This is a genomic window from Sphingomonas benefaciens (assembly GCF_052907485.1).
In genome coordinates, this window is the sequence record NZ_JBREIC010000001.1 from 1,614,410 (window position 1) to 1,634,759 (window position 20,350).

The following is a 20,350-nucleotide window of genomic DNA, read 5'->3' on the forward strand; positions in this document are numbered from 1 at the left end:
TCCCCAGGGCCGCGCCTCTTTGTGCAACGAGGATACGGACATGATCGATCGCCGGCAGTGGATCATCGGCGGCATCGCGACGGGGCTGCTCGGCAGGGCGGCGGCGGCCGCGGCGCGCTACGATGCGGTGGTCGCCCCGGCGGCGCGACGCGACGTGCCCGCCGGGCGCCGCTTCGCCGATCTCGGTACGGCGCTCGCCGCGGCGCCGCGGACCGGCGGCTATCGCCTCTGGCTCGCCCGCGGCGACTGGCTGGGCCAGCATGTCGTCGACGTGCCCGGCGTCGCGCTGGTCGGCGAGGATCGGCAGCGCACCCGGATCGCCTTCACCGCCGCATCGGGGATGATCGCGCCGGACGGCAAGCATTACGGCACCTATCGCACCGCGACGCTGACCGTCACGGCCGCCGGTTTCACCGCCCGAAACCTGACGATCGCCAATGATTTCGACGGCATCGCCGAGATGCGCAAGACCGGCGCGCGGCTGCTATCCGACGATCCGGCCGGGCCGCAGGCGGTGGCGCTGCGCCTCGCCGAAGGGAGCGACGCTGCGCGGCTCGACGCGGTCGACATCCACAGCCACCAGGACACCTTCTTCCCCGACGCCGGCCGCGTCACGCTCAGCGGCTGCATGGTCAGCGGCAGCTACGACTTCATCTTCGGCGCGGGATCGGCGCTGTTCGACCAATGTGAGATCCGCTCGCGGCTGCGTCCCGATCCGCAGCAGATGCGCGGCTATATCGCCGCGCCCAGCACCTTGCGCGCGCAGCCGATCGGCCTCGTCTTCGATCGCTGCCGGCTGACCCGCGACCCGGGCGTCGCCGACGGCAGCGTCTTCCTGGCGCGCCCGTGGCGGCCGTCGAAGAAGTTCGCCGATGGCCAATATGGCAATCCCGATGCGGCGGGGATGGCGGCCTTCCTCGATTGCTGGCTCGACGCGCATATCGCGCCGGCCGGCTGGACCGAGATGTGGTACACCGATCGCAGCGGCAACCCCCGCCATATGCTCCAGCCCGAGGACGCCCGCTTCGGCGAATTTGGCAGCCGCGGTCCCGGTGCCCATGCCGCCCGCCGCCTGGCCGCTTTGTCCGCCGCGGCGGCGGCCCGTATCCGGCGCCTCGCGACGCGTTCCATCTCAGGCTGAGCCCGACGGCTCTCGACCCGCGGCAACGATCGGGCTGGTCGCCGGTTTGCAGACGCGAACCACGGGAGACGAACGGTGCCGACAGCGAACATCGGTGGGCTCGAGATCGCCTATCGCGACGAAGGAGCACCGGAAGCGCCGGTCGTGCTGCTGCTGCACGGTTGGCCCGACGATGCCTCCGCCTGGGACGAAGTGGTGCCGCCGCTGGTCGAGGCCGGGCTCCGCGTCATCGTGCCGACGTTGCGGGGCTTTGGCGCGACGCGCTTCCTCGCCGAGGAGACGCCGCGCACCGGCGACAGCGCGATCCTCGCCATCGACGCGATCGCCTTGCTCGATCACCTGGGCATCGACCGTTTCATGGTCGCCGGGCACGATTGGGGCGCCAATGCCGCAGAAGCGCTCGCCGTCGGCTGGCCGGAACGGGTGACGCGGCTGGCCATGCTCAGCACGCCGCCCCGCCTCGGCGGCATGCCGACGCCGCCGTTCGAACAGGCGCAGCGGCAATGGTATCACTGGTTCATGGCGACCGAGCGCGGCGCGCAGGCGGTGCGCGACGACCGCCGTGGCTTCGCCCATATCCATTGGGTCAACTGGTCGCCCAAGGGCTGGTTCGACGAAGCGACCTTCGAGCGCGTTGCCCGCGCCTTCGACAATCCCGATTGGCCGGCGGTGACGATCCACAGCTATCGCGCGCGCTGGGACGAGGCGGATCCCGATCCGGCAAGCCGTTGGCTGGCCGACAAGGTCAGGGACACCCGCACCCTCTCCGTCCCGACGCTCTATGTCCAGGGTGAGGTCGACGGGGTCAATCCGCCGTCCGCGACGAAGACGGTGCCCGGCAAATTTGCCGGGCCCTTCGCGATGGTCCTATTGTCGGGCGTCGGCCATTTCGCGCCGCGGGAAAATCCGGCGGCGGTGGCGCGTCACCTCGCCCGGCTGTTTACCGAAGACCCGGCGATGCTGGCCGATGCCGTCGAACCACCCCCCGGCCGTCGCGCCGGCGCTTCCATCGGCATCGGCCTCGCCCTGGCCGGCGCCGCGGCCACGGCAGCCCTGATCGCCAACTCCTATCGCCGTTCCCGGACAAGCGATTGAGATCGCGACCCATGTCAGCGAATTGTCATTGGTTCTACTTTGGTCCGTAACAAAGCGTCTCTAGCGCGCGGCCCAACGGCGATACGCCGGGGGGAGAACCATCATGACCAGGATTTCGCGCCGGCTCGGCGCCACGCTGCCGTTCACGCTCGCGGCTGTGTTCGCCGCATCTCAGGCCCAGGCGCAGGAGCAGCCAGTGGCCGATGCCGACGACGCGGCACAGAGCGCGGCAAACGACGCCGACGGCGACATCGTCGTCACCGGCTCCTATGCGCGCAGCCTCGCCGAGGCGACCGAGGTCAAGCGTCGCGCCGCTTATGGCGTCGATTCGATCGCCTCCACCGACATCGGCAAATTCCCGGCGCAGAACGTCGCCGAGGCGCTGCAGGTCGTGCCCGGCGTCGCCATCACCCGCCCCCGCGGCGAAGGGCTGTACGTCAGCGTCCGCGGCCTCGGCCCGCAGTTCCAGAACACGCTGGTCAATGGCCGCACCGTCGCGCTCAACGACCTGATCGAGAATGGCGGCGCCAACGGCCGCCAGTTCCGCTTCGAGATGCTGCCGGCCGAATTCGTCTCGCGCATGGACGTGGTGAAGACGCCCACCGCCGACATGAACGAGGGCGCGCTGGGCGGCAACATCGATGTCCAGACCTTCCGCCCGCTCGACGTCGGCACCCGCACGACGCTCAATTCACGCTACACCTTCACGACGCAGACGCACCGCGTCGAACCGAATGCGACGCTGTTGACCAGCTGGAAGTCGCCGGACGGCACCTTCGGCCTGCTCGCCGCCGGGCAATATTGGGCCAAGGACGTCCGCAACGACCGCTTCCTGAACTTCGGCTGGAACCTCGACAAATTCACCTCGGCCGCGGCAGGCGGTCTGCCGTCGGGGCTGTACACGCCGACCCGCACGCGCCCGACGATCGAGACCGAACATCGCGAGCGGCTGTCGGGCCTCGTCTCGGCGGAATGGCAGCCGACGCCCGAACTGCGCACGACGCTCGACGTGCTCGCGACGCGGCTCGACGTCGCCTATGACGAATTCGGCCTCGACATCTATCCGGACGATCCCAACACCGCGATCGTCCCCGGCAGCGCGGTGATCCAGGGCAACACCGTGGTCGCCGCGACGATCAACCGCGTTCGCTTCATGGCGTCACGCGAATACAGCCTCAACCGCCACGACCTTCTGACCATCGGCCTCAAGCAGACCTGGGATCGCGACGCCTGGCACGTCGCGGCGAATGGCAGCTGGTCGTCGGCGCACAGCTACCACCCCAGCAACGCAGAAGGGACGGTGCGCAGCCGCGCCTTCTTCAACGCGCCGCTGACCTATGACGCGTCGGGTGGCTACAAGGTGCTGCCGACCTTCACCACGCCGGTCGACGTCACCAATCCGGCCAATTACGTCGTCTATCCGTTCAACATCGCGCCCAAGAACAGCAAGGATTGGGACGCCTATGGCCGGCTCGACATCGGCCACGATTTCGACGGCTTCCTCAGCAAGATCGCGGCCGGCGGCGAATATCACTGGCGCAAGCGCGACTATGCGCGCCGCGACTATATCGTCAACACCGCCAACGGGCAGCCGCTGACCAGCCTCGGCACGCCGGCCTATGAACAGCTGCCGTTCGACGATTTCCTGTCGGGGGTGCCGGGCAATGCGCCGCGCAGCTTCATCGTGCCGGTGACGCAGACCTATTACAACGCGCTGTTCAACCAGACGATCGCCAACGCGCCGCTGACCGCGGCAGACCTCCGCTCCTCCTTCGTCACGACGGAGAAGGTCACGGCGGCCTATCTGCGCGCCGACTATCGGTTCCAGGCCGGGTCGGTGCCGGTCACCGGCAATATCGGCGTCCGCTACGTCCATACCGACCAGGTGGCGAGCGGCACGCTGACCACCGGATCGACGCCGACCGCGGTCAGCTATCCCAAGACGTTCAACGACTGGCTGCCCAGCTTCAACCTGCGCGCCGAGCTGACCCCCACCCTCGTCGGCCGCCTCGCCGCCAGCCGCGTGCTGACCCGCCCCAACATCACCGACAGCGCGCCGCGCATCACCGTGTCGACCGACGCACAGACCGCAAGCGGCGGCAACCCGCAGCTCAACCCGTTCCTGGCAACGCAGTTCGACGGCTCGCTGGAATGGTATTTCAACCCGCACGGGTCGCTGAGCGGCGCGGTCTTCTACAAGGCGATGGACGATTACATCACCGCGCAGAACGTCAACATCACCATCCCCAACCGCGGCACCGTGCTGCTCAGCACCCAGGTCAACGGCGGCAACGCCAAGGTCTATGGCGCGGAGGCGTCGTACAACCAGGTCTTCACCTTCCTGCCCAAGCCGTTCGACGGCCTCGGCTTCCAGGCGTCGTACACGCATACCTCGGTGAACGCGCTCTACACCGCCGGTGCGCGGACGATCCGCAACCAGTTGCTCGGCCTGTCGAAGCAGAGCTTCAACGTCGTCGGCTTCTACGATTACGGCCCCGTTTCGGCGCGCGTCTCCTATGTCTGGCGTGACCAGTATCTGTCGGGCACGGGCAGCACGACGCAGGCGCCGACCTATACCGACGCCTTCGGTTCGCTCGACGGCAGCCTGTCGCTGCGCGTCACCCCCAAATTGCTGTTCAGCGTCGAAGGGATCAACCTCGCCGGGGCCAAACTCTACACCTACAACGACGATCCCAAGCGGTTCGGCGAGATCAATTACTACGGTCGCACCATCCTGTTCGGCGCCCGCGCGGAGTTCTGATGATGCGCGCCCTGCTGCTTCCCACCCTGGCGCTCGCCGCCGCCAGCGCCGCTGCGGCGCTGGCCGGCGACACCGCGCCGCCGTCCACCTTGCGGATGAACGACATCCAGGTCGTCGGCTCGCACAACAGCTTCAAGGCGGCGATCCCCCCGGCGGTGATGACTGCACTTCGCGCCCGCGACGGGAAGCTGGCCGACGCGCTGGACTATTACCATCTGCCGCTCGCCCGCCAGCTTGACCTCGGCGTCCGCCAGGTTGAGATCGACATCTTCGCCGATCCCGCGGGCGGCCGCTACGTCAACCCCAAGGGCGAGGCGCTGGCCCAGGTGGCGGGTCAGGACAGCCACTTTGATCAAGCAGCGATGCGTCGCCCCGGTTTTAAGGTCTTCCATGTCCCCGATGTGGACTATGTCTCAACCTGCGTGACGCTCGCCCGCTGCCTCGGCGAGATCGACGCGTGGTCGCGTGCGCATCCGCGGCATCTGCCAATCATGATCACGATCAACGCCGCCGATACGCCATCGGAGCGACCGGAGATCAGCCCGCCGCTGCCGCTCGACAATGCGGACTTGCTCGATGCGCTGGATGCGGAGATCCGCAACGCGCTGCCGGGACGGCGGCTGATCACCCCCGACGAGGTGCGCGGCTCCGCGCCGACGTTGCGCGACGCGGTGCGCGGCCGTGGCTGGCCGTCGCTGGCGGCGGCCCGGGGGCGGGTGTTCATCTTGTTCGACGTCCGGCCTGCCGTGTCCGAGGTCTATCGCACCGGCCATCCCTCGCTGAAGGGGCGCGCCATGTTCGGCTGGTATGCCGATGATCAGCCGGAATCGGCGATCCAGATCGTCCAGGATCCGGTCACCGACGGTTCACGGATCCGCGACTGGGTGAAAGCAGGCGTCATCGTCCGTACCCGCACCGACGCCAACACCATCGAGGCGCGACAGGGCGATCACACCAAGGCAATCGCTGCCGCGGCAAGCGGCGCGCAGGCGGTGAGTACGGATTATTATCCCGGTGCGCCTGATCCGGCGGGTCTGCACTTCGCCGTGACGCTGCCCGGCGGCGTGATGGCGCGGTGCAATCCGGTCCGCCTGCCCGCCGGCTGCGTGCTCCGCCCCTGACCGAGCGGTTTGCGTGAAACGACGCCGGCCCGCGCATCGCCCGGTTTGACCGGGGATACGCGGGCCGGTTGCGGCGTCCCTCAGGACGCGCGTGCGGTCAGTATTTCTGCTGGCGCTCGTACAGCGACTTGTAATGCTGGATGCGGGTGACGCGCAGACCCGGCATGCCCGATCGATCAATCGCGCGCTGCCAGCTGGCGAATTCCTCGACCGTCAGGCCGTAGCGTTCGCACACCTCGTCCACCGTCAGCAGGCCGCCGTTGACCGCGGCCACCACCTCCGCCTTGCGCCGCACCACCCAGCGCGTCGTCGACGGCGGCGGCAGGGAGTCCAGGGTCAGCGACTCGCCGAGCGGGCCGATAACCTTGGCAGGACGGATTTTCTGGTTCTCGATCATTACTCAACCTCGACCGGGGCCAGCAGGCCTCTTTCAACAACTGTTACGCTTCCTAATCGACACGCTTGAAGAACGGCTGAAGCGCCGCGGTAAACGGGCCCTTCATGTGTGTTACCTCGTCACTCGCCCGGCTCCTGTTCGGAATCGTGCCAATGCGCGAGCAGCGACGCGACCTGACCGTTGAAAGCGCCCGAGGCGGGCTGCAGCCGCCGCATCGCACCGTACATCCGGCCAAATCGTGCCTGCGCGGTCGCGGTTGCGCTGGCATTCTGGCGTGCCGCGATTCCGACCATCAGGACCGCGAGATCGCCCGGCAGCCGGGTGACCTCCGCATCCTTGTCGAAACCGGGAAAACTCAGATCCAACGCGCCCTACCCCACTCGCTCGTATCGTCAGGAATGCTGGCTCTACGGCAGACGTGGTGAAGGGTCGGTAAAGCTCGCTCCCAAAACTGCGCGACCCGTGCCTGCTTTGCGGTGAGCGACGAAAAGCGCTATGGCGGGCGGATCATGACCGATGTGGATTTTCAGCTGGCGGGTCCCGAGACCGCGCGCCGGATCGTGGTGGCGATGTCGGGCGGGGTCGACAGCTCGGTAGTCGCCGCGCTCGCCGCGCGTACCGGGGCGGAGACGATCGGCGTCACGCTCCAGCTCTACGACCATGGCGAGGCGGTCGGCCGCGCCGGCGCCTGTTGCGCAGGGCGGGACATCCGCGACGCCCGTGCCGTCTGCGACCGGCTGGGCATCGCCCATTATGTCTTCGACCATGAAAGCCGCTTCCGCGAGGCGGTGGTCGATCGGTTCGCCGACGAATATCTCGCCGGCCGTACCCCGATCCCCTGCGTCCAGTGCAACACCGGACCGAAATTCACCGACCTGCTGCAGATGGCGCGCGATCTCGGCGCGGATTGCCTCGCCACCGGTCATTATGTCCGCCGCATCGAGGGGCCGGCGGGTGCCGAACTGCATCGCGGCACTGACCCGGCCCGCGACCAGAGCTATTTCCTGTTCGGCACGACGCAGGAGCAACTGGATTTCCTGCGCTTCCCGCTCGGCGACCTGCCCAAGGCGCGGGTGCGCGAACTGGCGGCGGAGATGGGGCTGGCGGTGGCGGGCAAGCCCGACAGCCAGGACATCTGCTTCGTGCCCGATGGCGATTACGCCGGTCTGGTCAGAAAATTGCGTCCCGATACCGATACCGCGGGCGACATTGTCGACCTCAGTGGCCGCAAGCTGGGCGAGCATCGCGGCATCATCCACTTCACCGTCGGTCAGCGCCGCGGGCTGGAGATCGGCGGCACCGCGGAACCGCTCTATGTCGTGCGGCTGGAGGCGGCGGCGAAGCGCGTTGTCGTCGGCCCGCGGGCGGCGCTGGCGGTGGCGGCGGCGCGGCTGACCGACCTCAACGTGCTGGGGCCGCTGGACGGCCCGCTGTCGGCAAAGGTCCGCTCGATGGCCAAGCCGGTGGCCGCACAGATGGTCGGCGACCGGCTGGTGTTCGACGTTCCCGAATATGGCGTCGCGCCGGGTCAGGCGGCAGTGCTCTACGCCGGCGACCGCGTGCTCGGCGGCGGCTGGATCGCGGGGACCGAAGCGGCGCTGGCGGCGGCCTAAGCAGCCCCTCCCCTTCAGGGGAGGGGCTTGAGGAAGTTCACGGCAGCAGGAACGTGCCCTCGATCACGGTTACGCAAGCGCCGCCCAGCACCACCTGGTCGCCGTCGAGCCGGCAGGTCAGCCGGCCGCCGCGTGCACTCGCCTGAGTAGCGGTGAAGCGGTCGCGGCCGAGCGCCTCCGCCCAATAGGGCACGATCACCGCATGCGCCGATCCGGTCACCGGGTCCTCGTCAATCCCGAACGCGGGCACGAAGACGCGGCTGACAATGTCGGTATCCGTGCCGCGCGCGGTGACGATCGCCTGATGTTCGCCGGTCGCCGCCAGGGCACGGAAGTCGGGCTGCACCGCGCGCACCGCCTCCTCGGATTCGAGCACGACGACATCGTAGCCCCCCTCGCGCCACAGCGTCTCGACGACGTTGTCGACACCGAGCGCTGCCACCACTGCCGGCAACGGCCTCGGCGCAGGCTTCCACGCGGGCAGCGCCAGGGCATAGCCGCTGCCCTCGCGCGTTACCGTCAGCACGCCGGCCTGCCGCGTGCGGAAGCGCACTGCGTCGCGCGGCTCGCCCGAGGTGAGCACGAAATGACCACTGGCCAGCGTCGCATGGCCGCACAGCCGCACCTCGGCCGCGGGCGTGAACCAGCGCAGCTCGAAGTCCGCCTCGCCGCTCGCGTCGGGCACGAGGAAGGCGGTTTCCGATAGATTGTTTTCCGCCGCGATGGCGAGCAACGTCGCATCGTCCAGCCAGGTCGACAGCGGCATCACCGCCGCCGGATTGCCACCGAAGGGCGCGTCGCTGAACGCATCGATCTGGCTAAACGGTATCCGCATGTCAGTATCCTACCCGCTTGCCGAACCAGTGTGGCGTCACGTCCGCCTCGACCAGCGGATTGTCGGTGTCGACATGGCCTTCGGGGTCGAGGTGGATCAATACCTCGACCTTGGGGAAGGCGCTGCGCAGGCTGCGCTCGACATTCTCGACGATGTCATGTGCCGCGCCGACCGTCAGGTCGCGGTCGACCTCCATATGGAATTGCGCGAAATCGTGGCTGCCCGACCGGCGCGTGCGGAAGTCGTGGATGCCCTTCAGCCCCGGCTGGCGCGCCGCGACGTCGAGGAAGGCGGCACGCTGGTCCTCCGGCCATTCCTTGTCCATCAGCTGGTCGATCGCGGTCGACGAGGCCTGGAACGCGCCCCAGGCCAGCCACAGCGCGATGGCGATGCCGAACAGCGGGTCCGCCTTGTGGAAGCCGAGATACTGGTCGACGACCAGCGCGACCATCACCGATCCGTTGAGCAGAACGTCCGACTGGTAATGGACGTTGTCCGCCATGATCGCGACCGATCCGGTCGCGCGGATGATGCGGCGCTGGTACCAGAGCAGCACCATCGTCGCGAGGATCGCGATGATCGACACGCCGATGCCGAACTCCGCGTCGCCCGTGGCGGTGTCGCTGCCCAGCGCGTCGATCGCGCGCCAAGCGATACCCGCCGCGGAGGCGGTGATCAGCGCGACTTGGAACAGCGCCGCCAGCGCCTCCGCCTTGCCGTGGCCGAAGCGGTGGTCGTGATCCGCCGGGGTCGCCGCCAGCCGCACGCCGTAGAGCGTGACGAGGCTGGCGAGCAGGTCGAGCGCCGTGTCGGCGAGGCTGCCGAGCATCGCCACCGATCCCGTCTGCCAGGCGGCATAGCTCTTCAGCGCGAGCAGGAAGCACGCCATGGCGACGCTGGCCAGCGCGGCCCGCGTCGCCAGCGGCAGCAGCTTGCGACGTTCGTCCTGGGTCATGGGAACAGCAATCCTTCGCTCCAGCCATCCCCCTGTCGAGTGAACAGCCTTCGTTCATGCAGGCGATGCGCCCGGTCCTGCCAGAATTCGAGCGCCTGTGGGACGACGCGATAGCCGCCCCAGAACGGCGGCCGCGGCACGTCCTGCCCCTCGAACCGCTGCTTCATCGCCTCGAACCGCGCCTCGAAGGTCGCGCGGCTGTCGAGCGGGCGGGACTGGTCCGATGCCCAGGCGCCGAGTTGCGAATCGCGACCGCGCGTCGCGAAATAGGCGTCTGACTCAGCATCGCTCGCGCGTTCGACCGCGCCCTCGATGCGGATCTGGCGGCGCAGCGACTTCCAGTGGAACAGCAGCGCCGCCTTGGGCACCGCGTCGAGTTCGCCGGCCTTGCGGCTGTCGCGGTTGGTGTAGAAGACGAAGCCGTCGGGGCCGTGCCCCTTCAGCAGCACCATCCGCACCGACGGCTGGCCAGCCGCATCGACGGTGGCGAGCGCCATCGCATTGGGATCGTTGGGTTCGTTCGCCTTGGCTTCGTCCAGCCACGCGTCGAACATCAAAAAAGGGTCGTCGGCCATGCGCCGCCCCTAGCCGAAAACCCGGTCCGTGTCACAGGTCGGCGCAATCGCGACGGAACCGGAGTTTCGCCAGCGAATTGAATCGCTTCCGCAACGTTGCAAGGCTGCCCGCATGCCCGCTCGCGCTTATTGGCAAGGCCAGATCCGACTCGCCCTCGTGTCGATCCCGGTCGAGATCTATGCGGCGACGCGCAGCGGCGCGACCGTGTCGTTCAAACAGATTCACGAACCGAGCGGCAAGCCGATCCATTACGAGAAGGTCGTCACCGGCATCGGCCCCGTCGACACCGACGAGATCATGAAGGGCTATGAGGTGTCGAAGGGCGAGTTCGTGCTGCTCGAGCAGGACGAGATCGACGCGGTGAAGCTCGAATCGAAGAAGACGCTGGAGCTGACCCAGTTCGTCGACGCTAGCGAGATCGACGTCATCTATTACGAGAAACCCTATTTCGTCGTCCCCGCCGACGACCTCGCCGAAGAGGCGTTCATCGTGCTGCGCGAGGCGTTGAAGCGGTCGAAGAAGGTCGGGCTCGGCCAGCTCGCCCTGCGCGGCCGCGAATATGTCGTCAGCCTCAAGCCGTGCGGGCGCGGCATGGTGCTGGAGACGCTGCGCTACGCCGACGAGGTCAACAAGGCGCAAAGCTATTTCCGCGAAATTCCCGACAGCAAGCCCGACCCCGACCTGCTCGATCTGGCGCAGGCGCTGATCGACAAGAAATCGGGCGCCTTCGACCCCCAGGAATTCCACGACCGCTACGTCGACGCGCTGAAGGACCTGATTGAGCGCAAGCGCAAGGCGAAGGGCCGCAAGATCATCGAGGACAAGGATGAAGACGGCGGCCGATCCGGCAACAATGTCGTCGACCTGATGGCCGCGCTGAAGAAGTCGATGGAGGGCGGCAAGGCGGAGGCGGCACCGGTGAAGAAGGCACCGGCGAAGCGGACCACCGCCAAGGCACCGGCTAAAAAGCCGACGGCAAAAACTCCGGCCAAGAAACGTGCCTGAGCGCTTCCCCTTACGTCATCCCGGCGAAAGCCGAGACCCATGGACACGGAACACCAGCAGCCTCGGCGCTCGGGGCGACATGGGTCCCGGCGTTCGCAGGGATGACGGAGGGTTTTGGACGTGGGCAATAGACCGATGACTGACGCCCTCGCCGCCTATAACGCCAAGCGCGACTTCGCGAAGACCGCGGAGCCGGCCGGCACGCTCGAACCCGGCCATGGCAACAGCTTCATCGTCCAGAAGCACGACGCCACCCGCCTGCACTGGGATTTCCGGCTGGAGATCGACGGCGTGCTGAAGAGCTGGGCGGTGACGCGCGGTCCCAGCCTCGACCCTGACGAGAAAAGGCTGGCGGTGCGCACCGAGGATCATCCCTTGTCCTACGCCAGCTTCGAAGGGACGATCCCGGCGGGCGAATATGGCGGCGGCACGGTGATGCTGTGGGACCGCGGCACCTGGGCGCCGGTCGCCGGCAAGTCGGCGAAGGACCTCGACAAGGGCCATCTCCATTTCGTGCTGGAGGGGGAGCGGATGCGCGGCGAATGGCTGCTCATCCGCCTCAAGCCGCGCGGCAAGGAAAAACGCGAGAACTGGCTGCTGCGCAAGATCGACGACGGCTTCGCCGGCGGCACCGACACGCTGACCGACGACGCGCTGACCAGCGTCGCCACCGGCCGCACGATGCAGGAGATTGCGGAGGGTAAAAGCCCTCCCCCGCGGGGGAAGGGGGACCGTCGACTCAAGGCGGGTGGTGGAGGGGTATCTCGGCCCGCAAACGGCGACACCCCGCCACCACCGCGCTCCGCTGCCAAGGGAGGAAAACTGCCGCCATTTTCCGAACCCCAGCTCTGTACGCTGGTCGACTCCGTCCCGCCCGGTGCCGGCTGGCTGCACGAGGTCAAATACGACGGCTATCGCGCGCTCGTCGCCGTCGCGAACGGCGTCGCCAAGATCTACACCCGCAACGGCCTCGACTGGACCGACAAGTTCGCACGGATCGCCGAGGCGGCCGGCGCCATCCCCGGCAGCGCGCTGATCGACGGCGAGATCGTCGCGTTCAAGGACGGCCGCCCCGATTTCTCGACGCTCAAAGACGCCATCTCCAGCGGCGGCGCCATGACCCTGTTCGCCTTCGACCTGCTCGAGGCCGACGGCGAGGACCTGCGCCCCCTTCCCAACCTCCAGCGCAAGGAGCGGCTGCGCGTCCTGCTGCCGGCCGGCGACCGCCTGCAATTCGCCGAACACATCCTCGGTTCCGGCGAGCCGTTGTTCGCAACCATGTGCCGCGAGGGGCTGGAAGGCGTCGTGTCGAAGCGCGCCGACGCGCCCTATCAATCCGGCCGCAGCCGTGCCTGGCTCAAGGCGAAATGCATCCGGCGGCAGGAATTCGTCATCGTCGGCTGGTTGCCGTCGGACAAGCAGCGCGGTTTCCGCTCGCTGCTGCTCGGCGTGCACGAGGACAGCAAACTCCGCTACGCCGGCAAGGTCGGCACCGGCTTCGACGCGAAGCTGATGGACGATATCGCCGCCAAGCTCGCCCGCCTCGCCCGCAAGACCGCGACGGTCGAAGCGCCGCGCGCGATGGTCCGCGGCGCGCATTGGGTCAGCCCCAAGCTGGTCGCCGAGATCGCCTTCACCGAGGTGACGCCCGACGGCGTATTGCGCCACCCGAGCTTCGTCGGCCTGCGCGGCGACAAGCCGGCGGAAGAGGTGGTGGTCGAAACCCCCGAGCCCGCCCCCGCCGCCCCCGAGGTGCACGTCACCGTCTCAAGCCGCGACCGCCTCATCTTCCCCGACAGCGACGTCACCAAGGGCGAACTTGCCGATTATTACGCCGCGCTCGCACCGGTGATGCTGCCCTGGGCCGGCCGCCGCCCGGTCAGCCTCGTCCGCTGCCCGCAGGGACGCGCCAAGGCCTGTTTCTTCCAGAAGCACGACGCGGGCAGCTTCGGCGAGCATGTCCACCACGTCGACATCACCGAAAAGGACGGCCACACCGAGCCCTATCTCTACGTCGACAGCGCCGACGGCCTCGTCGCCTGCGTGCAGATGGGGACGATCGAGTTCCACGGCTGGGGATCGACGATCGATGCGCTCGAACGGCCCGACCGGATGGTCTTCGACCTCGACCCCGACGAGGGGCTGGGCTTCACCGAGACCAAGAAGGCGGCGGAATATCTGTCCAACCAGCTCGCCGAGATCGGCCTGGTCAGCTTTCCCCTGCTGTCCGGCGGCAAGGGCGTCCACGTCGTCGTGCCGCTCAACCGCCAGGCGGAATGGCCGGCGGTGCGCGACTTCGCCGAACGCTTCGCACGCGCGCTGGCCCAGGCGGAGCCCGACCGCTTCGTCGCGGTGATGACCAAGGCGAAGCGCAAGGGCAAGATCTTCATCGATTACCTCCGCAACCAGCGCGGCGCGACCGCGATCATGCCCTATGCCGCCCGCGCCCGGGCCGGCGCACCCGTCGCCGCACCGGTCTCGTGGAGCGAGCTGCGCGACCTCGACACCGCCGCCCGCTGGGGCGTGCGCGATCGGGACGAGCTGTTGAAGCGGGCGGCGTCGCGGGCACTCCAGGGGTGGGGCATGGCGGACCAGACGCTGCCGGACGTGTGACTTCCGCTTTCCTGATAGCGACTCAATGCGCGCCCGGATTATACGTCGGCTGTCCGTTACTGGGGGGAAGCGGACACGGAGACGGGGCAAGATAAGAGTATTGTGGCAACTCGGTCGCTCGGGGGATCTATGAAGCTGTCATCTGTCGCCGCCGCTCTGCTAGCTGTCATGGGGCTGTCCGGTCAGGCCTCGCCTCCCAAGTATGTTGAGGGGCAAGTCTGGTCCTACCGCACGCGACCACAGGATGCTGGATCGCTGCTCAAAGTGCAGCGCGTCGAGATGATGGGTGCCAAGAAGGTCTACCACATCAGCGTCGTCGGCGTTCATTTCGCAACGCCAGGCATCGCGGGCATTCTGCCGCACATTCCCGTATCGGACGAGACGCTCGACGCCAGTGTCACGAAGCTGTCTGCGGAAAAGCGCGACTTCCCTACTTCCGCCTTGGACGAGGGCATCGACGAATGGCGTAAGGCAAAGGGGGGCGTTTTTACCATTCCTATGTCCCAAATTGTCGGCATCATCGACGAGCAGACGACCGCGGCGCAAATGCAAGCACCGACAAAGCCATAAGACGCGCAATGTCCGCTTTTCGGCGAAATCGGAATGTCCGTTCCTTGACGGTTGTTTTGCAACGGCGGAGGCGCCGCCTCTAGCCGCTGACAGCTTCAAGCTTCTGACCCCTAGCTCATACGAACCTTAAGTTTGGACCTTACGCGAAATCCATGGTTTATAAGCGCACTGGGGCAGGTTCACGCCAATCCGTGGTCGAAGGAGACGTTCGATGAAAGCGATTTGCAAAGCCCTGTGCCTCGTGGGTCTTGCAGCAGGAGGTACAACTTCCGCCGTCGCTGGCACGACCTATTTCGAGAACCCGCAAGCCTATGGCATGAGACAATATCTCGATGATCAACTCTATCGCTTCAACGGCTCCTTGAAGTCACGCTGTCTGGCGGAGGAGCGAGTCGGTCGTCTCACGACGACTTGCCAGCAATATAAGCACGATCTCAACCGCCTCGTTCGCGACCAGATGAGGCGCGAGGCGGGCGTCTGACCGGGCGCTATAACCAGGGCGGGAACTCTATCCTCGCTGATGCGAGAATGCGGAACTTCGGCTTCCGGGCGGAAGCGGAATGTCTGGTTTGGCCGGAAACCGCTGCGTCATCCGTCATCCCGACGAAAGCGGGGGCCCATGGACTCGCGAGTTTGACGGCGACAGCATGGGCGGGACGCTAGAGTGCGGCGTTGGCGGGAGCGACGCAGGAGCGATCGGCAACCCGACCGTCTGCCCTGCCGCTCGGTGAAGGTGCCCGAACCACCTCTTCTCCCGCGCTTCCATTCCACCTTCCCCCCCGCTGCGGCGCACGGTACGAAGCGGACCGATGGCGACGCAGCCCACCTCCGCAGAGCCCGCGAGCCTGATCGACGCCGCCACCCATGCGCAGCGCTGGATCGCCGACTATCGCGCCCGCGCCACCGCCGACGACGTGCTCGCCGGCAGCCATGATCCGGCCTGGGCGGCGATGTTCGAGGAACTGGCCAGCGTCGCCTCCGACGATCTCGACCATGTCCGCGAACGCGTCCGCCGCCACGCCGCCGACATCGGCATGGGGTTCCGCATCATCGGCGAGGCGGACGAGCGGCCGTGGCCGGTTTCTCCCGTCCCCCTGCTGATCGACGCCGGCGAATGGGCCGGCATCACCCGCGGCATCGTCCAGCGCGCCGCGCTGATGGAGACGATCGTCGCCGATCTCTACGGGCCGCAAAGGCTGGTCGAGCGCGGCCTGATCCCCGCCGCGCTGGTCACCGGCAGCCCGCTGTTCCTGCGCCAGCTCGTCGGGCTGGAACCGCCGGGCGGCCGCCACCTGCATTTCATCGCGATCGACCTCGGCCGCGGGCCGACCGGCGAATGGCGGGTACTCGCGGACCATCTGCGCGCGCCCGCCGGCGCCGGCTATGCGCTGGAGAACCGGCTCGCGGTCAGCCGCACCCTGGGCGGGCTGCAGGCGCGGCTCAACGTCCAGCGCCACGCCCCCTTCTTCGCCGCCTTCCGCGCCGGCATCGCCGCTTTGTGCCGCCGCGCCGATCCGCGCATCGGCCTGCTGACGCCGGGGCGCTACAATCCGAGCTATCCCGAACAGGCGCATCTCGCCCGCTACCTCGGCCTGCTGCTGGTCGAGGGCGCCGACCTCGCCGCGCTGGAGGATCGCGTCTACGTCCGCACCATCGCCGGGCTGAAGCGCATCGACGCGCTGTGGCGGCGGGTCGATCCGCGCATGCTCGATCCGCTGGCGCTCGATTCCCATTCGCATATCGGCGTGCCGGGCCTGATCGATGCCTATGCCGCCGGCAACGTGCTGCTCGCCAATGCGCCGGGCGCGGGCGTGCTGGAAGCGCCCGCCTTCGCCGCCTTCCTGCCACAACTGGCGACGCGGCTGCTCGGCGACAGCCTGCACATCCCCAATATCGCCACTTGGTGGTGCGGCCAGCCGGGAGAGCGTGCCCGCGTCGAGGAGGATTTCGACCGGCTGCTGATCGGCCCCGCCTTCGGCACCGCGCCGCTCGGTCTGCCGGACGACGTCCCAGTCGCGGGCAACGAGCTGACGCCGGAACAGGCGGCGGCGCTGCGCGACGACCTCGCCCGCCGGCCGCAGGATTATGTCGGGCAGGAGATCGTCCGCCTGTCGACCATGCCGGTGGTGGTCGACGATCGGCTGGAGCCACGCCCCTTTACGCTGCGCGTCTTTGCGGCGCGCGGCGCGGACGGCGAATGGACGGTGCTGCCCGGCGGCTTCGCGCGCATCGGCCGCCATCCCGATCCGCGCGCCAGCGTGATGGGCGAAGGCACCTGGTCCGCCGATGTCTGCATTCACGGCGCCGCCCCGGTCGAGCCAGTGTCGCTACTGCCCGCGGCGGATTCGCATCATGTCCGCCGCAATCCCGGCACCCTGCCCAGCCGCGTCGCCGACAATTTCTACTGGCTCGGCCGCTATCTGGAGCGTGGCGAGGCGCTGCTCGCCGCCATCCGCGTCATGCTCGGCCATTCGATCGACGCCGATGGCGGCGCGGCGCTGTCGGCCGGCACCGTCGGCCGCCTCGTCGGCCTGATCACCGGTGGCGGCGCCGCACCGCATCCCGCCTCGCTACGCCGCGCCGATCTCACCGCCTTCGCGCGCATCGCGATGGAGGACGAGGGCCAGCATTCGATCTCCACGATCAACCGCCTTGCCCGCACCATCGGTGAGGGTTCGCGCGACCGGCTGTCGGCGGACATGGTGCGCCTGCTCGAGGCGCCCTTCCCCAGCCATCGCGGCATGCTCGACCGCGCCGGCTCGTTGCAGCGCCGCTATGCCGCCATCGCCGGCCTGTCGGCGGAGCATATGGGCCGCACCGCCGCCTGGCGCTTCCACGACCTCGGCCGGCGGGTCGAGCGGGCGATGGCGGCGGCGCGCGCGACCCGCCTGTTCGGCATGGCGGGCGCGACCGCGGACGATCTGTCGACCCTGCTCGACCTCGCCGACAGCCAGATCAGCTATCGCCAGCGCTATCTGACTGGCATCGCGCGCATTCCCGTCGTCGATCTCGTCGCGCTCGACCCCGGCAATCCGCGCAGCCTCGCCTATCAGGCCGATCGGATCGCCGAGCATCTGACGGCGCTGCCGGTGCTCGACGACGACGGCATGGCAGAGGCGCAGCAGCGCCTCGGCCGCGGCCTTGCCGCGCTGCTTGCGGAGGCCACCGCCGCCAGTCTCGACGCCGATACGCTCGGCGAGGTCGAGCGGCGGCTCGCCCAGATCTCGGACGCGGTGGCGACGCGCTATTTCCTGCAGGGCGCGCAGCCGCTGCGCGCCGGCGGGCTGACCTTGGCATGAGCGCGGCATGACGCAGACCTACGACATCCGCCACGTCACCCGCTTCGACTATGGCGGCAACGTCCGGTTCGCGCGCTGCAACCTGCGGTTGCAGCCGATCGACTGGCCGGGGCAACGGATCGCGGATTATGCGCTGACCGTCGAGCCGGCCGGCCGGCTGAGCCCCGCCCGCGCCGAGGCGGGGCTGGCCAACGTCACCCGGCTGGTGGTCGACACGCCGGTGCGTAGCCTGACGATCGAAAGCCGCGCCCGCATTCACGTCGACCGGCTGGTGCCGATGCCCGACGCCAGCGACCCGACGCTCGCCGATATCGCCGCGCTCGCCCGCGCCAGCCGCGACCTGTCGGCGGCGGGGCCGGCAAGCTATCTCTATCCCTCGCCGCTGATCCCGCTCGACCGCGGCATCGCCGAATATTGCGCCGCCGATCTCGACTCCGGTCGCGGCGCGCTGGAGGCGGGGATCGCACTTGCCCGCCGCATCCAGCGCGATTTCACCTTCGACGCGACCGCGACCCTGGTCGACACGCCGCCGCACGAGGCCTTCGCCCAGCGCAAGGGCGTGTGCCAGGATTTCGCGCAGATCATGATCACCGGCCTGCGCGCCGCCGGTTTGCCCGCCGCCTATGCCTCTGGCTACATCCGCACCATCCCGCCTCCCGGCCAGCCGCGGCTGGTCGGTGCAGATGCGACCCATGCCTGGGTTCTTTTGTGGTGCGGACCGGATCACGGCTGGGTCGGGCTCGATCCGACCAACGGCATCTGGATGGCCGGCGACCATATCGTCATGGCGGTCGGCCGCGATTATGCGGAGATCGCACCGGTCGACGGCGTCGTGCTCGGCTCGCAGGCGCAGAACATGTCCGTCAGCGTCGACGTCGCGCCGCAGGATTGATCGCTGTCCTACAAAGTTCGCGGCGTGTAGCGTCCATCGATGATGGACCGGTTCAACGCTCGTCGCTGTTTCTCATCGCAAGATTATGTCGCGGGCGATCCTGCAAACGACCCGTTCAGGCGTCAATTGTGTCAAGACTCGCCCGTGCGCTCATTCCTTGGTCACCGCATTGGCATTGCCGACCTCGTCGTCGGTGTCCTTGTCGCCGGTCCCCGAATAGTCGAAGTCCGACTGGCCACCGTGCCCCATGAAGCCGCCGCCGACACCGCCCTTGCCGTCCTTGCCGGTGTGCGGATTGGGATAGGCGCCACCGGTGCTTTCGCTGCCGCCGGCGGTCTTGCCAGGCGCGTCGCCGACTCCGTCATGGGCGCCATCATGGTCGGCGGGCATCGCCTGCATCGGTTGCTTGTCGGTCATCTCTCTGTCTCCAAAAGGATAATTCTTATGACCGCATCAACGAGCGGCACGCCGATTGCGTTGCGCCGTCGCCTCCCCCACATAGGTCGATAATACACCAACGGGGAATCGATGGCTGATCCATATCAGACCCTGGGCGTCGCCCGTGGCGCGTCCGAGGCCGACATCAAGAAGGCGTACCGGAAGCTCGCCAAGGAGCTGCACCCGGATCGCAACAAGGACAATCCCAAGGCCGCCGAGCGCTTCAGCCAGGTGACGAGCGCCTATGATCTGTTGACCGATAAGGACAAGCGCGCGCGCTTCGACCGCGGCGAGATCGACGGCGACGGCAATCCCGCCTCGCCCTTCGGCTTCGGCGGCGGCCGGCCGGGCGCTGGCGGCCCGTATACGCGCAGCGCGGGCCCCGGCGGCGGCTTCAGCAGCGCCGGCTTCGAGTTCGGCGGTGAAGGCGCCGACATGGGCGACATCTTCGAAGGCCTGTTCGGCGGCGCGCAACGCGGCGGCGGCTTCGCCAGCGGCTTCGGTCGGCGGCCGCAGCAAAAGGGGGCGAACGTCGCCTACAGCCTGCGCGTCCCCTTTATCGACGCGGCGACACTCGCCCCGCAGCGGGTGACGCTGGCCGACGGCAAGACGATCGACCTGAAGCTTCCCGCCGGGGTCGAGAACGGCACCCAGATGCGGCTCGGCGGCAAGGGTGAGGCGGGGCCCGGCGGCGCCGGCGACGCGATCGTCACGATCGAGGTGCAACCGCACCGCTTCTTCACCCGCGACGGCGACGACGTCCGCGTCGACCTGCCGATCACCCTCCCCGAAGCGGTGCTGGGCGGCCAGGTGCGTGCGCCGACGGTCGACAAGGCGGTGATGCTGACCATCCCCAAGGGCACGACCTCGGGCAAGACGCTGCGCCTCAAGGGCAAGGGCTTCCACCGCAAGGACGGCACCCGCGGCGACCAACTCATCTCGCTGATCGTCGACCTGCCCGCCGACGACGCGGCGCTGCGTCAGTTCGCCGAAAGCTGGCAGGACGCACGGAACCCGAGGGCCGCGATGGGCGTCTGAC

The 20,350-nt window shown here is 68.1% G+C and carries 18 protein-coding genes; 12 read left to right on the top strand and 6 right to left on the bottom strand.

Translation table 11 applies throughout. The features are described 5' to 3' along the window. Positions 1–40: 40 nt before the first annotated feature. From ACU5AX_RS07890 to ACU5AX_RS07905, 4 genes are all read left to right on the top strand, one after another. Entirely contained in the window at positions 41–1,141 is a 1,101-nt protein-coding gene (locus ACU5AX_RS07890; RefSeq protein ID WP_446690338.1) for a pectinesterase family protein, read from the top strand. 75 nt (positions 1,142–1,216) lie between these two features. Beyond that, the gene (locus tag ACU5AX_RS07895; RefSeq protein ID WP_446690339.1) at positions 1,217–2,236 is read left to right on the top strand and encodes an alpha/beta fold hydrolase; all 1,020 of its coding nucleotides are present in this window, start codon (positions 1,217–1,219) and stop codon (positions 2,234–2,236) included. A gap of 103 nt (positions 2,237–2,339) precedes the next feature. After that, positions 2,340–4,997 (top strand): TonB-dependent receptor, encoded by a 2,658-nt coding sequence (locus ACU5AX_RS07900; RefSeq protein ID WP_446690340.1) that lies wholly within the window; start codon positions 2,340–2,342, stop codon positions 4,995–4,997. After that, a complete protein-coding gene (locus tag ACU5AX_RS07905) occupies positions 4,997–6,118 on the top strand; it encodes a Ca2+-dependent phosphoinositide-specific phospholipase C (RefSeq protein ID WP_446690341.1) in 1,122 nt (373 codons plus the stop codon). Before ACU5AX_RS07900 ends, ACU5AX_RS07905 begins: the two co-directional genes overlap by 1 nt. 97 nt (positions 6,119–6,215) lie before the next feature. On the opposite strand, the gene sciP is transcribed toward ACU5AX_RS07905, so the two are convergent. Both sciP and ACU5AX_RS07915 read right to left on the bottom strand, forming a co-directional pair. Further along, the gene (gene sciP / locus ACU5AX_RS07910) at positions 6,216–6,515 is read right to left on the bottom strand and encodes a CtrA inhibitor SciP (protein WP_198354386.1); all 300 of its coding nucleotides are present in this window, start codon (positions 6,513–6,515) and stop codon (positions 6,216–6,218) included. A 119-nt stretch (positions 6,516–6,634) separates the two neighbouring features. After that, positions 6,635–6,880 carry a hypothetical protein gene (locus tag ACU5AX_RS07915; RefSeq protein ID WP_198354385.1) on the bottom strand — a complete coding sequence of 82 codons (246 nt, stop codon included), beginning with the start codon at positions 6,878–6,880 and terminating at the stop codon, positions 6,635–6,637. 144 nt (positions 6,881–7,024) lie between these two features. On the opposite strand from ACU5AX_RS07915, the gene mnmA reads away from it, so the two are divergent. Beyond that, positions 7,025–8,128, top strand: a complete 1,104-nt coding sequence (mnmA, locus tag ACU5AX_RS07920) for a tRNA 2-thiouridine(34) synthase MnmA (protein WP_446690342.1) — start codon at positions 7,025–7,027, stop codon at positions 8,126–8,128. 37 nt (positions 8,129–8,165) lie between these two features. Here the strand turns inward: mnmA and ACU5AX_RS07925 are convergent, their stop codons facing one another. From ACU5AX_RS07925 to pdxH, 3 genes are read right to left on the bottom strand one after another with little or no spacing between them, the layout of a single operon-like run. Further along, on the bottom strand, positions 8,166–8,963 hold the full coding sequence (locus tag ACU5AX_RS07925) for a PhzF family protein (protein ID WP_446690343.1): 798 nt from the start codon (positions 8,961–8,963) through the stop codon (positions 8,166–8,168). 1 nt (position 8,964) lies between these two features. Beyond that, a complete protein-coding gene (locus tag ACU5AX_RS07930) occupies positions 8,965–9,918 on the bottom strand; it encodes a cation diffusion facilitator family transporter (RefSeq protein WP_446690344.1) in 954 nt (317 codons plus the stop codon). Beyond that, on the bottom strand, positions 9,915–10,493 hold the full coding sequence (gene pdxH, locus ACU5AX_RS07935; RefSeq protein ID WP_446690345.1) for a pyridoxamine 5'-phosphate oxidase: 579 nt from the start codon (positions 10,491–10,493) through the stop codon (positions 9,915–9,917). Before pdxH ends, ACU5AX_RS07930 begins: the two co-directional genes overlap by 4 nt. 112 nt (positions 10,494–10,605) lie before the next feature. Between pdxH and ku the strand changes: the two genes are divergently transcribed. The 6 genes from ku to ACU5AX_RS07965 all read left to right on the top strand — a co-directional run bounded on the left by ku (position 10,606) and on the right by ACU5AX_RS07965 (position 18,873). Then, entirely contained in the window at positions 10,606–11,499 is an 894-nt protein-coding gene (gene ku / locus ACU5AX_RS07940) for a non-homologous end joining protein Ku (protein ID WP_446690346.1), read from the top strand. A 135-nt stretch (positions 11,500–11,634) separates the two neighbouring features. Further along, positions 11,635–14,112 carry a DNA ligase D gene (gene ligD / locus ACU5AX_RS07945; RefSeq protein WP_446690347.1) on the top strand — a complete coding sequence of 826 codons (2,478 nt, stop codon included), beginning with the start codon at positions 11,635–11,637 and terminating at the stop codon, positions 14,110–14,112. A gap of 129 nt (positions 14,113–14,241) precedes the next feature. Further along, positions 14,242–14,682 carry a hypothetical protein gene (locus tag ACU5AX_RS07950; RefSeq protein ID WP_446690348.1) on the top strand — a complete coding sequence of 147 codons (441 nt, stop codon included), beginning with the start codon at positions 14,242–14,244 and terminating at the stop codon, positions 14,680–14,682. Between the two features lie 211 nt (positions 14,683–14,893). Further along, the gene (locus ACU5AX_RS07955) at positions 14,894–15,163 is read left to right on the top strand and encodes a hypothetical protein (RefSeq protein ID WP_446690349.1); all 270 of its coding nucleotides are present in this window, start codon (positions 14,894–14,896) and stop codon (positions 15,161–15,163) included. Between the two features lie 328 nt (positions 15,164–15,491). Continuing rightward, a complete protein-coding gene (locus ACU5AX_RS07960) occupies positions 15,492–17,981 on the top strand; it encodes a circularly permuted type 2 ATP-grasp protein (RefSeq protein WP_446690350.1) in 2,490 nt (829 codons plus the stop codon). Positions 17,982–17,988: 7 nt separating this feature from the next. After that, a complete protein-coding gene (locus ACU5AX_RS07965) occupies positions 17,989–18,873 on the top strand; it encodes a transglutaminase family protein (protein ID WP_446690351.1) in 885 nt (294 codons plus the stop codon). A 150-nt stretch (positions 18,874–19,023) separates the two neighbouring features. On the opposite strand, the gene ACU5AX_RS07970 is transcribed toward ACU5AX_RS07965, so the two are convergent. After that, on the bottom strand, positions 19,024–19,290 hold the full coding sequence (locus ACU5AX_RS07970) for a hypothetical protein (protein ID WP_198354374.1): 267 nt from the start codon (positions 19,288–19,290) through the stop codon (positions 19,024–19,026). Positions 19,291–19,401: 111 nt separating this feature from the next. Between ACU5AX_RS07970 and ACU5AX_RS07975 the strand changes: the two genes are divergently transcribed. Beyond that, positions 19,402–20,349: a DnaJ C-terminal domain-containing protein gene (locus tag ACU5AX_RS07975; protein WP_446690352.1), complete on the top strand. Its 948-nt coding sequence runs from the start codon at positions 19,402–19,404 to the stop codon at positions 20,347–20,349. Position 20,350 lies beyond the last annotated feature (1 nt).

Bases quoted from the DNA above. Each gene is read 5' to 3' on its own strand.
- ACU5AX_RS07955 (WP_446690349.1), top strand. From the start codon at position 14,894: ATGAAAGCGATTTGCAAAGCCCTGTGCCTCGTGGGTCTTGCAGCAGGA.
- ku (WP_446690346.1), top strand. From the start codon at position 10,606: ATGCCCGCTCGCGCTTATTGGCAAGGCCAGATCCGACTCGCCCTCGTG.
- ACU5AX_RS07960 (WP_446690350.1), top strand. From the start codon at position 15,492: ATGGCGACGCAGCCCACCTCCGCAGAGCCCGCGAGCCTGATCGACGCC.
- ACU5AX_RS07975 (WP_446690352.1), top strand. From the start codon at position 19,402: ATGGCTGATCCATATCAGACCCTGGGCGTCGCCCGTGGCGCGTCCGAG.
- ACU5AX_RS07905 (WP_446690341.1), top strand. From the start codon at position 4,997: ATGATGCGCGCCCTGCTGCTTCCCACCCTGGCGCTCGCCGCCGCCAGC.
- ACU5AX_RS07950 (WP_446690348.1), top strand. From the start codon at position 14,242: ATGAAGCTGTCATCTGTCGCCGCCGCTCTGCTAGCTGTCATGGGGCTG.
- ligD (WP_446690347.1), top strand. From the start codon at position 11,635: ATGACTGACGCCCTCGCCGCCTATAACGCCAAGCGCGACTTCGCGAAG.
- mnmA (WP_446690342.1), top strand. From the start codon at position 7,025: ATGACCGATGTGGATTTTCAGCTGGCGGGTCCCGAGACCGCGCGCCGG.
- ACU5AX_RS07930 (WP_446690344.1), bottom strand. From the start codon at position 9,918: ATGACCCAGGACGAACGTCGCAAGCTGCTGCCGCTGGCGACGCGGGCC.
- ACU5AX_RS07890 (WP_446690338.1), top strand. From the start codon at position 41: ATGATCGATCGCCGGCAGTGGATCATCGGCGGCATCGCGACGGGGCTG.
- pdxH (WP_446690345.1), bottom strand. From the start codon at position 10,493: ATGGCCGACGACCCTTTTTTGATGTTCGACGCGTGGCTGGACGAAGCC.
- ACU5AX_RS07970 (WP_198354374.1), bottom strand. From the start codon at position 19,290: ATGACCGACAAGCAACCGATGCAGGCGATGCCCGCCGACCATGATGGC.
- ACU5AX_RS07900 (WP_446690340.1), top strand. From the start codon at position 2,340: ATGACCAGGATTTCGCGCCGGCTCGGCGCCACGCTGCCGTTCACGCTC.
- ACU5AX_RS07925 (WP_446690343.1), bottom strand. From the start codon at position 8,963: ATGCGGATACCGTTTAGCCAGATCGATGCGTTCAGCGACGCGCCCTTC.
- sciP (WP_198354386.1), bottom strand. From the start codon at position 6,515: ATGATCGAGAACCAGAAAATCCGTCCTGCCAAGGTTATCGGCCCGCTC.
- ACU5AX_RS07965 (WP_446690351.1), top strand. From the start codon at position 17,989: ATGACGCAGACCTACGACATCCGCCACGTCACCCGCTTCGACTATGGC.